Origin of the sequence: Vibrio halioticoli NBRC 102217 (assembly GCF_000496695.1) — a bacterium.
Lineage (GTDB): Bacteria > Pseudomonadota > Gammaproteobacteria > Enterobacterales > Vibrionaceae > Vibrio > Vibrio halioticoli.
In genome coordinates, this window is record NZ_BAUJ01000008.1 from 95714 (window position 1) to 108150 (window position 12437).

Annotated in this window: 13 protein-coding genes; 10 read left to right on the forward strand and 3 right to left on the reverse strand. The window is 39.6% G+C overall.

Annotated features, from left to right (window positions below):
• The first annotated feature begins 848 nt into the window (after positions 1-848).
• From VHA01S_RS04040 to VHA01S_RS04065, 6 genes are all read left to right on the forward strand, one after another.
• Positions 849-1349, forward strand: a complete 501-nt coding sequence (locus VHA01S_RS04040) for a hypothetical protein (protein WP_023403076.1) — start codon at positions 849-851, stop codon at positions 1347-1349.
• 123 nt (positions 1350-1472) lie between these two features.
• The gene (locus VHA01S_RS04045; protein WP_205530087.1) at positions 1473-2294 is read left to right on the forward strand and encodes a helix-turn-helix domain-containing protein; all 822 of its coding nucleotides are present in this window, start codon (positions 1473-1475) and stop codon (positions 2292-2294) included.
• A gap of 139 nt (positions 2295-2433) precedes the next feature.
• Entirely contained in the window at positions 2434-3234 is an 801-nt protein-coding gene (locus tag VHA01S_RS04050; protein WP_023403078.1) for an SDR family NAD(P)-dependent oxidoreductase, read from the forward strand.
• Between the two features lie 41 nt (positions 3235-3275).
• A complete protein-coding gene (locus VHA01S_RS04055) occupies positions 3276-3587 on the forward strand; it encodes an EthD family reductase (RefSeq protein WP_023403079.1) in 312 nt (103 codons plus the stop codon).
• Between the two features lie 122 nt (positions 3588-3709).
• The gene (locus VHA01S_RS04060) at positions 3710-4354 is read left to right on the forward strand and encodes a DsbA family oxidoreductase (protein WP_023403080.1); all 645 of its coding nucleotides are present in this window, start codon (positions 3710-3712) and stop codon (positions 4352-4354) included.
• Positions 4355-4418: 64 nt separating this feature from the next.
• Positions 4419-4859: a YiiD C-terminal domain-containing protein gene (locus tag VHA01S_RS04065; RefSeq protein ID WP_023403081.1), complete on the forward strand. Its 441-nt coding sequence runs from the start codon at positions 4419-4421 to the stop codon at positions 4857-4859.
• A gap of 231 nt (positions 4860-5090) precedes the next feature.
• Here the strand turns inward: VHA01S_RS04065 and VHA01S_RS04070 are convergent, their stop codons facing one another.
• On the reverse strand, positions 5091-5999 hold the full coding sequence (locus VHA01S_RS04070; protein ID WP_023403082.1) for a dienelactone hydrolase family protein: 909 nt from the start codon (positions 5997-5999) through the stop codon (positions 5091-5093).
• Between the two features lie 336 nt (positions 6000-6335).
• Between VHA01S_RS04070 and VHA01S_RS04075 the strand changes: the two genes are divergently transcribed.
• The 3 genes from VHA01S_RS04075 (at position 6336) to VHA01S_RS04085 (ending at position 9390) form a co-directional block, all read left to right on the forward strand.
• On the forward strand, positions 6336-6956 hold the full coding sequence (locus VHA01S_RS04075) for a hypothetical protein (protein WP_023403083.1): 621 nt from the start codon (positions 6336-6338) through the stop codon (positions 6954-6956).
• A 256-nt stretch (positions 6957-7212) separates the two neighbouring features.
• Positions 7213-7956, forward strand: a complete 744-nt coding sequence (locus VHA01S_RS04080; RefSeq protein WP_174375513.1) for a sulfite exporter TauE/SafE family protein — start codon at positions 7213-7215, stop codon at positions 7954-7956.
• Between the two features lie 138 nt (positions 7957-8094).
• The gene (locus tag VHA01S_RS04085; protein ID WP_039970121.1) at positions 8095-9390 is read left to right on the forward strand and encodes a cytochrome-c peroxidase; all 1296 of its coding nucleotides are present in this window, start codon (positions 8095-8097) and stop codon (positions 9388-9390) included.
• A 107-nt stretch (positions 9391-9497) separates the two neighbouring features.
• Here VHA01S_RS04085 and VHA01S_RS04090 read toward each other — a convergent pair whose 3' ends face one another.
• The gene (locus VHA01S_RS04090; protein WP_021713691.1) at positions 9498-9797 is read right to left on the reverse strand and encodes an isoamylase early set domain-containing protein; all 300 of its coding nucleotides are present in this window, start codon (positions 9795-9797) and stop codon (positions 9498-9500) included.
• A 485-nt stretch (positions 9798-10282) separates the two neighbouring features.
• Here VHA01S_RS04090 and VHA01S_RS04095 point away from each other — a divergent pair, with 485 nt between their 5' ends.
• A complete protein-coding gene (locus tag VHA01S_RS04095; RefSeq protein WP_023403086.1) occupies positions 10283-11704 on the forward strand; it encodes a DASS family sodium-coupled anion symporter in 1422 nt (473 codons plus the stop codon).
• 101 nt (positions 11705-11805) lie between these two features.
• Here the strand turns inward: VHA01S_RS04095 and VHA01S_RS04100 are convergent, their stop codons facing one another.
• Positions 11806-12033 (reverse strand): hypothetical protein, encoded by a 228-nt coding sequence (locus VHA01S_RS04100; RefSeq protein ID WP_023403087.1) that lies wholly within the window; start codon positions 12031-12033, stop codon positions 11806-11808.
• Positions 12034-12437: the final 404 nt, after the last annotated feature.

A 12437-nucleotide genomic window follows, 5' to 3' on the forward strand; every position in this document is an offset into this window, starting at 1 on the left:
ATACGATAATTCGCAATCCATACAGTCGCGCATTTTATTTGGACAACTAACATTCTTAATAAAAGGCCTGCTCGTTTTTCTGCTTGCCTAATTTTCATTCAGGATACCATAAGCTATTGAAATATAATGCATATGCGTCACATTTTGCATTTACATAAAAACGAGTGTGCGTGTTATCTCTTTTTGACAATGCTCGTTATCTTAAATAAGAAAACGATAACCCCCTAATTATCAATGTCTTATGAAAGTTCTTACCGACAAAACGAGACTAAGCACTCGACAAAACAAGCCATTTTCATACATTGCAGTCAGATAAACCTAATAAACTGTACAAATAGTCAGGTCACAAGGTTGGCATAGCTATTCCTACACATTTATGGAACGGGGTCAGGTCTTGAATTTTGCACAAAGAATATGTTTCCTGCGTACCTATCATTACAAATGATAGGTCATCGATGAACTTGTGATAGCAAGCTTTGGGGAAAAGTGAGTTAGCACTAAACCCGTCAACAAACCTTTGGACAAAAGTGAGTTTGGCTTGTAGAGCGAAACTTACCCATCATAAAGTTTTTCATCTCCCAAACAGCAGAAAGGCATCACTTCAGGTGATGCCGCTCGTAAACGAAACCGGACAATAGCTTCCATCTCTGCTCTTCGGTATCAGATTCACTTTATGCAAAGTATTGTCAATCAAGATAAGCTCAATACATTATTTTCAATAACCTACAATCAATGACAAACTTAAGAGACATTGGACTAATCTGCCCAGTTTTTGACCTTATTTGACAAGTGCCAATGCACAACTTATTACTATTATCTCGTCCATCTAATCAATGATGGGAATAGTAATGAAAACAATATCAATCAATTCAAAAAATTTAGCCCGTGCAACTTTCGTATGGCTCGGGATATTTACCGTTTATGAAATTGTAGACAGCCTTATGTGGATGACACAGACTTCTACAATGTTTTTAGCTCACCCTGCATTAGGAAAATTTTCCGGTTATGATGCAGCTATGATGGGAGACGGTTCACTACAACGTTTACCAATAATTGTTGGCAAATGGATTGGTATGGCAAAGTTTTTTTTAACCGGAGCGCTACTTACCGTACTCATGTTTGGTAATAATAAAGCAAGAGGGTTTCTGTTTGCGTGGAATTTTATATGTCTGATGATTATGAGTGCCGCACTGTACCCAACACTTGATCATATTGCAGTGCAGTACCCCGAAGACTTCTCTAATGGTTTTTCAAAAATGTGGACACTTGAGACCTTGGTTGGTGTGTTTAGTGGTATTTTTTGCGTAGTTGCGATTGCTTCAGAAGTTCTTGCTCTGCAGGAAAAATAACAACATTAAAAATACCCATCATTACTTTAGTTATAAGATTAATATATTAGTCAGTAAGCCGAGTGAGTAGATATCTTTAATCTGCTTTATCCTTATCGTAGTGTTATGAACGGTGCCTTAAAAATGAAAACAATCAAATATAATGGACGTGTTGTTTTTCAAAAACAAGATATCCCCAGTTTCAAGCGTATGCCGCGTGTGTTTGTAGGTAGTGAAGCCTGTTTTGCGTTTGTTACGAATGGTAATTTTAACGTCAGGGAGCAGACAGAATCCGCGTCATTGAACAAAAACTGTGGAGTTCTGGCAAAATGCACCAACTACTTTTATGAAAATACAAGCTACCACAATGATGAAGGAGTAGGTGAAGCGATTGGCATCTTGCTTTACCCTGAAATATTTCAGTCACTGTTTAACTTTGATATTAGTCAGTCAAACTACAGGGTTAATTATAATATTATGCAGGTTGAAGTGGATAGATTGCTTGAGCACTATCGCGACAGCATTAACATATTGCTAGACTCTCCAGAGTTGGCTGATGATTTACTTATCGAGAGTAAGCTACGTGAATTTGTCATTCTTATGGCGAAAAGAACCAATGCCCCGTCTGAGCTCGATTTTCTTGCTTCCATGTTTAAACCTAATTTTGCTAAATTTGAAGATATTATCCAAAGTAATCTGTATGCGGATCTGAGTGTGAATGAGTTGGCGGCATTATGTCATATGAGTGTTTCTACCTTTAAACGTAAGTTTAAAGAGGTGTATTCAGAACCACCAATGAAATACATTACCAAATTAAAAATCAACAAAGCTAAGGTGTTACTGAAAGATAATAACTTACGTATCTCTGACATCGTTTTTGAAACGGGTTTCGAATCGATTTCCACCTTTAACCGTACCTTCAAAGGACAAACCGGTCTGTCTCCTTCTGAATTTCGTTTAGCCTGACACCATACACCTATTCCTTCCGGACCGATTGGCTCGTTTGACCTAATCTGAGCAATATTTGAACTTTTCTGAAGAGCCTACCTTCTCCAATTTCCATATAGTTACCCCATCAGCTAAACACAGATAAAGGTAACGAATTATGGGTATCAGCTTTAAAGAAAAATATGGCGATTGGGCTCTTATCACAGGTGCAACGTCTGGCATCGGTGCTGAAATGGCCAGCCAGATTGCAGCAAAGGGATTAAATATTGTTTTGGTTGCTCGTCGAGAAAAAGAACTTGAAGAGCACGCAGCATTGCTTGCGGATCGTTATGGAATTAAAACAATGATTGTTTCAGCAGATTTAGCTACTACTGAAGGGGTTGAAAAAGTTAAGCAGGTGAAGCAAGAAATAGGTTTGTTGGTACTCGCAGCAGGTGTTGAAATAAATGGTTCATTTGCTAAGACATCGTTAGCTAAAGAATTACAGATGGTGCAGCTTAATGTTACCTCGGTATTGCAACTGACTCACCACTTTACACCCGCTATGGTGGAAAGAAAACGCGGTGGCATTCTAATGGTTTCAAGCCTTTCTGGTCATATGGTTTCTCCATATTTTTCAAATTATGCAGGTACCAAAGCCTATGTTCTACAACTAGGTGCTTCTCTTCATGGCGAGCTTAAACCCAAGGGTATTGATGTAACCGTTCTTTCTCCGGGGCTAACAAGCACACCGATGACTGCGGACAATGGTATTGACTGGTCTAAGTTGCCAATGGTTGCAAAAGATCCTGCGGAAGTAGCCGAAATTGCGATCAACGGTTTAGGTAAAAAAGCGGTTGTAGTTCCCGGCAAACGCAATCGAATGACCGCGATTTTTTCTGGAATAATTCCCCACCAAAAGCAGGCCACAATGGGTGAATCAATGATTGGCAAAGCAATGCCCAAGAACAAAATGTAAACCCAATAACTTAAAACTTAACTTAAAGAAAAGGTATAACAATGATTAAAGCATACGTACTGTACCCAAATAAAGATGATGTTATTTTTGATTTTGATTACTACTGCAACAAACATGTTCCTATGATCGGCGAGCTTTTGGGAGAGGCCGTAAAAGGGGCAACTGTCGATGAAGGGATTGCCAATGTTGTACCCGGAGAAACTGCACCATATGTGGCAATCAGTACTATTTCATTTGATTCTATAGAGTCATTTCAAACAGCTTTTGGTCCAAATGCAGATAAGATAAAAGCCGATGTTCCAAATTTCACTAATACCGCCCCGACAATCCAGCTTTGCGAGCAAAAAATATAGAACCGCCAGTTTTCAACTGGTGAAATAAGCTGGATACAAATAGCCAATAAATTTGGGTTCTGCTTAATGTTATTTTATAAAATAAATCAAAGGCTAACATCATGGGATGTATTAGGAAAAATATGAGTAAGAAAATCAAATTAGATATAGTGTCAGATGTAGTTTGCCCTTGGTGCATTATCGGTTATAAGCGTTTAGATGCCGCCATAAAAGAGCTTGGTATGGAAGATAACATTGAGATTGAGTGGCAACCGTTTCAGCTAAATCCAGATATACCGCCTGAAGGTGAAGACTTACGTGCCCACCTCAAAAGAAAGTACGGCACCACATTAGAAGACAGTATTCGTTTCAGAAAAGAGATGACAGAGCTTGGAGAAGACGTTGGATTTAAGTTCGATTACTTTGACGGACTAAAAGCGGTAAATACGCTTGATGCTCATATTCTTCTCGAATACGCAAAAAGTGTGGGTAAGCAAACCGAGCTTAAAAATCGATTATTTGCTTCGTTTTATAGCGAGCAAAAAGATATTTCTAACAAAAGCATTCTCAGGCAAGAACTGCAAAGTGTGGGTCTCAATGTAGAAGAAGCAATGAAAAGTCTAGATGACGATAATATACGAAATCATGTCCGATCGCAGGAACAAGAATGGAAACAAACGGGTATATCAGGAGTTCCAACGATTGTATTCAATCGTGAGAGTGCTATATCTGGAGCCCAATCAGTGGATACGTATAAGCAAGTATTAACTGAATTAGCTAAGGCGTAATTTCTGCCTCCCACTCAATCGAACTTTTACACTATTTTGGCACACTGAAAAGGTAACGGTCTATATGAAAAATAGAGAGTTTGAAGCCTACCTTCATCATCATATACCAGTATCAAAATCTCTGGGTATCGGGGTGAATACTTGTAGCGTCAAAATTATCGAGCTTACAGCACCATTGAAAATAAACATCAACCACATGAATACGGTGTTTGGTGGCAGCTTATCTGTTGTCGGTATTCTAGCTGGTTGGTCTTTAGTTTATGCCCAGTTGGAGGGTGAAAAGCATCAAATTGTTATTCAAGAAAATAACATTCGATACCTGAAACCCGCCAATGGTGATGTTCGTGTTGTATGTAAATATGACAACCATACAATGTGGTCTCGGTTTCATCGTGCGTTTCAACGTAAAGGCATAGGACGTGTTCAAATAGCCTGCAACCTATTTTGTGCTGATGAGTTGGTTGCTACTTTTGAGGGTGTATATGTCGTTTTTAATAAAGAGTAATTAGGCCCGATTTCAAATGAAAATTGCTGGCTGGACACTCCGTTTTCGCATGGAAATCGGAGTTTCCTACCATGGCTTCAATGCTACTAACCATGAAGAAAAGTACGGTGATTTCAGTAGAGTGAATTGCCACTGGATAATTACGTTAACACCGAATGGGGCAAAGACGTGTTACGCAAACTAGTAATAACACGCCTTTGAACCCAGTTAACTTCGTCTCAGTTGCCCCCTTTACGAAAGCTGCTTAGTAAAGAACTCAAGTGTGCGAGACCAGGCTAACTCCGCTTCTTCTTTAGCATATCGGCCGGTTGAATCGTTGTGGAAGCCGTGGTTTACGCCTTCGTAGATGTAAGCGGTGTATTCTGCGTTAATCTTTTTGAGCTCGGCTTCATAGTCGGGCCAAGTTGCATTTACGCGTTTGTCGATGCCGGCAAATTGGATAAGCAGTGGTCCTTTTACATTCTTTCTTAAATCAGGTGCGGCAGGTGTGCCGTAAAAAGGGACGCCTGCATCTAGCTGATCTGGCATTACGGCCGCTAACATATTGACGATATAGCCGCCAAAGCAAAATCCGACTGCGCCTAGTTTTCCGCTGCTTTTGTCATGAGTTTTCAAAAAGTTGGCAGCTGCAATAAAGTCTTCTTCAATTCGCTCTTTCGAGAGCGATTTTTGCATCACTCGGCCTTCATCGTCATTGCCCGGATACCCGCCAAGGGAATAAAGCGCATCGGGTGCAAACGCGATAAAACCTGCAGCAGCAAGTCGTCTGGCAACGTCTTTAATATATGGATTTAAGCCTCTATTTTCATGGATAACCAATACAACAGGTAATTTGCCTTCGATCTCTTTTGGTACCACTAAGTAGCCTTGTCCTTCGCCATGACCTTTAGGGGATGGGAACTTCTCGTAGGTGGCTTTGATGGAAGGGTCATTAAAAGAGACTTGTTCGGCTTTGGCGTAATTGGGAATCAGCGCCGAAGTTAATGTTGTCATGGTTAAGCCAATGACGGCCAGTCCAGATAAGCGAGCCATAAATTCTCTGCGGTCAATGAGGCCGTGTGCATATTCGTCATACCAATCAAATGCTTCTTGAGGAATTGTTCTAGTTTCTGTTGATTGAGATTCGGGATTTTGATTCATAACTTTTCCTTGTTGTGAGTTGTTAGGCTAAGTAACTATAGTAGAAATTTGAACGATCGCTCAACAATATTTAAAATATTTGTGACAACAAAGCACCATATTTTGATGACATTAAAATATAAGTAAGGCACTGCGCTTGTGAGTACTTCTGTTTCTTGCTGAGTGTATTGGATAGAAGTGCACACAACATCCGCTGTATTGTTACAAATCATATACTTGTGATCTGTTTGCTTCTCGCGACTGTCGACTTAGGTAAAATGGTTAAACGTCATTAAATTTGTTCGTAACCACACCACTGGAATGTGTAAATGTTAAGCAAATGGAGCTTGATTAACTATGAAAATGATCTTTGTCGATGCTGAAAATGTTGGATTGAAAGAACTGGGAAAATTAACGGCTTCAATCGTGGATAAGGTATTTGTTTTTTCTAAATCTGATTCCGTTAAATTGATGTGTGAAAAGTCGCTGTATTTATTTTTAAATGATTATCCTAGCGGGCAAAATCAAGCGGATTTCTATATTATTGCGTATTTGTCTAGGGTGTTGTCAGCTTTGGATAAACGACAATTAGGTTCGACTCATTTTGAGCTATACAGTAATGACGAAAGCTTGATATCGGCATTTGAATTTCAATGTGATCAGTTGGGCTCAGCATGTAAAAGCATTCGCACCAGAGAGCAAACTGTGGTTCCTATTCTTAAACCGCAGCCACTGAAGTCTAAGTTATCAAAGCCCACTTCAACTATACCGAATCCACCCAAGATCAACTCATCAAAGCCTCATTCGCCTGAAGAAAAGATGCTCAAAGCATTAACCTCTCCCCGTACTTTAGATCCAAGTTTGCAGAAGCAATTAAACTTATCTCAATCTGATTTTACTAAAGTGATCAATGCACTACGATCCACGCAAAAAATTAAACGCACAGAAGAATCGAAGAAAAAATGGGTACGATGTTAGCGTTCATCACCCCTTTAACTTGAGAATTAAAGATAACGTAATACTTTTTATTACAAATAAGCACGCGCAGTCACCGAGCTTATGCGTACACTTTACTTAGTGGACAGACTGCGTACTAATTGCCTTTCTATACTCCATTTTTATCGTTGTATATGTCGTTTTATGACGTACTCATCATTGATAGCGCTATAGTGTTATGGCTCATAGGTTATAAAAGGGAATTTAAGTGGGAATTTTGGAATTTGTTTTGCTGTTTATGGCAGGTGTTGTGGGCGGCGTGATGAACTCTATTGCCGGTGGGGGCAGTTTTGTCACTTTTCCTGCGTTAATGCTCAGTGGTGTGCCGCCGATCATGGCAAACGCCAGTAACACCTTGGCATCTGCTGCGGGCTATCTCAGCGGTGCTTATGCCTTTAAAGAAGACATTAAAAAAGATCGCGCCAATTTACCTAAGATAGTAGTGCTAAGTATTATCGGTGGAGGGCTAGGGGCTTGGTCGCTGATGCGTGTCGAAGAGCACACCTTTTTAAAAGTGATCCCTTGGTTATTATTGTTTGCCACTGTGCTGTTTATTATTGGGCCTCAATTTAATCGGTTTTTGCAGACGTTATCCGGTAGATATAAACATGCTTCTAAGGTGGGGCAAGTTTCGATTTGGTTCGGGTTATTATTTATAGCCACCTATGGTGGATTTTTTAATGCTGGGCTTGGCATTATTTCTTTAAGTTTTTTGGTGATCGCAGGCTACCGAGACATTAATACGATGAATGGGGTTAAGTTGTTGATCTCGTGTGGTGTCTCTTTAACTGCAATTGTCGTTTTTATGCTGCAAGGTGCGATTGATTGGCCGGCGACTATGGTGGTGTTAGTGGGTACCATGGTGGGTGGATATTATGCGGCGCATATATCAAGACGTTTACCGCAGATATGGGTTAAAAACATTGTGGTGGTGATCAGCGTGTCTATTACTTGCTATTTTTTCTACAGTACCTATTTGTAAACAAAGGTATAAGCCAACACATAAACATGCTGGATTTTAATTAGGTTTATCATTATCGAAGCTCATCATCGAAGGTTTTCATTTGAGTATGCTAGACTGGCATATGAATTAATGAATTAATGGATTAAGATATTGTTAATGATGCCAACAATCAGTACTAAAAATACGTTAGTTACCTTACTTGCGACGCTATGCTTAACTGCGTGTAATAGTGACGGTGGAAGTGACAGCGGTAGTAGCGGAGAAGCTGCCGATCCAGAAGTCCCAACAAGCCCTGAAACTACTCCTGAAACCAGCCCATCATCAGTACTTAACTTACCTGAGACTCATTTTAATTACTCCAATATTGAGCTTCCTGAACATTATTTGGTGAACTATTTTCCAGCGGGCTTTCAGTTTCAGCGCGCTGCAATCGATATGGATAATCAGCCCGATCACAATTTAACTACAGATGCGGGAGCCACGTTAGGCAGAGTGTTGTTTTACGACATAAAACTGTCGGCTAATGGAACCGTTTCGTGTGCTTCATGCCACATTCAAGAAAATGGTTTCTCCGATCCAAAAGTACTAAGTGTCGGTTTTGATGGCGGTGAAACCAGAAGACATTCTATGGGGTTAACCAATGCCACATTTTACTATTCAGGTAAATTCTTCTGGGATGAAAGGGCGGATTCATTAGAAGAACAAGCATTGATGCCTTTTCAAGATCCTGTAGAAATGGGGTTAGTGTTAGCTGAGTTAGAAGAGATTGTCGGAAATCAGGATTATTATCCTGAATTATTTGAAGATGCCTTTGGCGATGCGACGATTTCAAGTGACAGAATATCACGAGCATTAGCTCAGTTTATCAGGAGCATGATCAGTACTACGGCAAAGTATGATCTTGCAAGGCAAGATGTAAGCTCACCAATAAGAGATTTTCCTCAATTTACCGAGCAAGAAAATTTAGGCAAATCGTTATTTTTCTTACCGCAAGAGACTCGAAATGGTGACATGGTCAATTGCGCTGGATGTCATATATCCGAAGCCTTTGTTGGCGTTGTTCCACTCGAAAATGAGGAATTAGCAACAACTATTGCCACAAATAATGGGCTTGATCTGGTATCAACTGATGATTTAGGTGTTGCTGAAACAACTCAACTAAGAAAGGATGAAGGTAAATTTAAAGTGCCTTCTTTGCGTAATATTTCAGTTAGAGCGCCCTATATGCATGATGGTCGGTTTGCAAATCTGGATGAAGTGATTGAACACTACAGTACTGGTATTCAAAAGCATGAGAATTTATTGAGCCCACTTTTAGGCAGTGATGATGAGCCTATTCGATTTGATTTTACAGATGAAGAGAAACTGGCATTAATTGCATTTCTCGATACGCTGACCGATCAAAGCATGTTAAGTGATGTAAAATACAGTAATCCTTTCGTAGAACAATAAAATTGGCAAGTAACAGGTTTGCTAATTTTCACGGTTAATGGGTATAGGGTAAAACAAAAGGCTTAGTCGTAGACTAAGCCTTTATAGTGTCTGGTTAGCAACAACAATTATGCTTCAGCGGTACAAAGCATGCTGTTATCTGTACCGCAGTCGTTCGGTACGTAAGCATCAGCTTTAGGGTCGTTTTCCCAAATTTCACCGTCAATCAAGTAGCGAAATTGGAACTGTTCATTTTTTGGAAAACGAGTTTTAAAGTTGAACGCTTTTTTTGCTTTGCTGTATTTCATGGCAACTGGTTGCCAATCCGTAAAATCGCCCGCAATGGCAATAGATTGTTCTGCAGATTTTGGCCACTCAAACGTGACTTCAACTTCATCCTTAGTCTTGAAAAATCGTTTTTTCAGCACGGTAGGTATTCCTTATAAATGTAAAATAAATGCTTCTCCAATTTTCAGTGATTAAAATATGAACTTCAAGTTATTTTGTATTTTTATAAGTTGATTTTAACAATCTGTAACGTAAGTGGGTAATTTGTGACTAGCATTGTTGTTTAATCACATTTGAGTAGCCTGAATTGGATAAGCTATGTGCTGGTGATCATAAACCGACGTCAAAGTTTATTTGGGTATAATTGCTTGATTTTTCACCATTATAAATCCTTTGGTTTGTTGGGGTTTTTCAAGTGGAATTTACACTTTAGAGTGAAATTTAAGTATGCAACTATGCTTCTTAGTTTTTACTCTAAAACATTTACCTATGGTTTATAGTTGCAATGTTTTTCTAACAGAGTTTGTGCCGGATTATCTTTGGCACTTGCGAGAAACATGTAATTCAAAGGCGACAGGATTATCTTGTGCCTTCATCCGTAGACCAGGTAAATAACGGTAATACTATGACCCGAATAAAAGAATTAATCCCATTAATAATAATCGCAATAGTCGCTTTGATTTTATGGCATGTGCAACCACCAAGTGGGTTGAATGTGACGGCGTATCATACGGCGATCATCTTTATTGCAACGATTGCAGGTATCATTAGTAACGTATTACCAACAGGCGCTACCGCGTTAATAGGGCTCACTGCATTTATTCTGTGCGATCCAACCGGTGCTGGTTCTTCTAAAGGCGCATTGACGATTGCTTTACGAGATTTTAATCATCCTTTAATTTGGCTTATCGTTATTGCCACTTTATTGGCGAAAGCATTTGCGACTACAGGTTTAGGCGAGCGTATAGCGTTACTATTGCTAAGCAAGTTTGGTCAGTCGACTCTACGTGTAGCGTATTGCCTTGGCGTTGCTGATTTCTTAATTGCACCGGGTACACCCTCAAACACAGCGCGCGCCAGTATTATGGCTCCGATTGCCGATTCTTTGGCAAAAGTCATTGATAAAGACGACAAGAAACTAGGACAATTTCTGATTTCATCATCGTCTGCGATGAATGATGCATCTGCGGTTGGTTTCAGCACTGGTTTTGCAGGTAATGCGGCTTTAGTTGGTATTGCTTTGAGCGTGGCGGGTGTGACTTTAGATTTTGCAACTTGGTCTGAGTATCTATTGGTTCCAGCGTTAGCATTATTGATCTGCATTCCTTTTGTTCTATACAAAACCATTTCTCCTAAAACAAAAGAGACGCCAAAAGCGCCTGAGTTTGCCAAACAAGAATTGGCGAAACTGAAAGGCACAACCGCGCCAGAATGGATTTTGTTAGGCACCTTTGTCGCTATGATCATTATGTGGGTGACAAAACCATTTGGTATGTACACTACAGTAGCTGCGTTTATTGGTTTATCAGTATTAATCATCACCAATGTGCTTAGCTGGAATGATGTTAAAAATAACTCTGCAGCTTGGGATACGTTCTTCTGGTTTGCCACGCTAATGGGTATGGCGAACAATTTGAAAGGTACTGGATTTTCTACTTGGGTAGGGCACAGCGTTGCTCATGCATTGAAAACGGGTATGGTCGGTGCATCGCCAACACTATTTTTAATGGCTATGATGGCTCTTTATCTGATTAGTGCGTATTTATTTGCGTCTGGTACAGCAAAAGTGATGGCACTGGGTCCGGTAGTCATTGGCGCATTGATGACTCTGGGTGTTTCGCCAATCATTGCAGTGTTAGCTGTAGCGGGTATTACTAACGTAGGGTGTAACCTATCTACCTATTCTCACGCTCGTAATCCAATCATGATGGGCTATGGTTACCACACTAGTGCCGAGTGGATGAAAATTGGTTTAGTTATTGCTATCAGTTCTGCTGTCGTATTCATGGCAACAGGTATGGCTTGGTGGTCAATTTTAGGTCTGTAGAGGCTTGATTAATCGGAAGTTGTTATATCCGATACGTTAAAAACATAAAACGCCAGTGGGGGAATCACTGGCGTTTAGTTTAAGTAGTAGAACATTCACTATTACTCATATTCACAATTACATTGATAAGTCGCTCGCCAAACTAAGTTTCGCGAATGCTGCATGGTATTTAAAAGTTCTTTTCCTGTGATCTGTGGGATCGCAAGCAACACTCTAAAATCTAGTCCAGAATCATCAGCCTGATAGGCGCGAACATGAGTGAATGTTGTACGCTCATTTTTCTTAAGCATGGCACTATTAATGCAGATGCCGAATGAGTCTTTATTCATGCTAAAAACCTCCTTTTATGAAGCCGCAGTCATATTACTCCTTACTACTTTCTAGGTATAGCTGTTAGTGACTAATTTTTGAGCTCGATCAAATCTTAATTTTAATATAATCATCTCATATATCAGTTCATAAGCATGGTAAATAATATTTACCCCACCTATATTAGTAAAACATCAGAATTTTATATCGTGAGTATATATTTTGATTCTACAAAATTATGAGTAAGAGATTTCTTAAGCATAAAATATTCAATTACATTTATGACACATTCTTTAGTTGATTTCGTACAAAATCCCAGTGCTTTTTATTCATGTTATGAGTGAAAATACCCCTGTTGCGCATTTATATGCGAGGGTGCGGGTCGCTAAAATGATTTAAATACAAAAATGTTAACTAAATGTTC

Coding starts and splice junctions, on each gene's coding strand:
- VHA01S_RS04085 (WP_039970121.1), top strand. CDS start 8,095: ATGATGCCAACAATCAGTACTAAAAATACGTTAGTTACCTTACTTGCG.
- VHA01S_RS04100 (WP_023403087.1), bottom strand. CDS start 12,033: ATGAATAAAGACTCATTCGGCATCTGCATTAATAGTGCCATGCTTAAG.
- VHA01S_RS04060 (WP_023403080.1), top strand. CDS start 3,710: ATGAGTAAGAAAATCAAATTAGATATAGTGTCAGATGTAGTTTGCCCT.
- VHA01S_RS04050 (WP_023403078.1), top strand. CDS start 2,434: ATGGGTATCAGCTTTAAAGAAAAATATGGCGATTGGGCTCTTATCACA.
- VHA01S_RS04045 (WP_205530087.1), top strand. CDS start 1,473: ATGAAAACAATCAAATATAATGGACGTGTTGTTTTTCAAAAACAAGAT.
- VHA01S_RS04080 (WP_174375513.1), top strand. CDS start 7,213: ATGGCAGGTGTTGTGGGCGGCGTGATGAACTCTATTGCCGGTGGGGGC.
- VHA01S_RS04055 (WP_023403079.1), top strand. CDS start 3,276: ATGATTAAAGCATACGTACTGTACCCAAATAAAGATGATGTTATTTTT.
- VHA01S_RS04040 (WP_023403076.1), top strand. CDS start 849: ATGAAAACAATATCAATCAATTCAAAAAATTTAGCCCGTGCAACTTTC.
- VHA01S_RS04065 (WP_023403081.1), top strand. CDS start 4,419: ATGAAAAATAGAGAGTTTGAAGCCTACCTTCATCATCATATACCAGTA.
- VHA01S_RS04075 (WP_023403083.1), top strand. CDS start 6,336: ATGAAAATGATCTTTGTCGATGCTGAAAATGTTGGATTGAAAGAACTG.
- VHA01S_RS04095 (WP_023403086.1), top strand. CDS start 10,283: ATGACCCGAATAAAAGAATTAATCCCATTAATAATAATCGCAATAGTC.
- VHA01S_RS04070 (WP_023403082.1), bottom strand. CDS start 5,999: ATGAATCAAAATCCCGAATCTCAATCAACAGAAACTAGAACAATTCCT.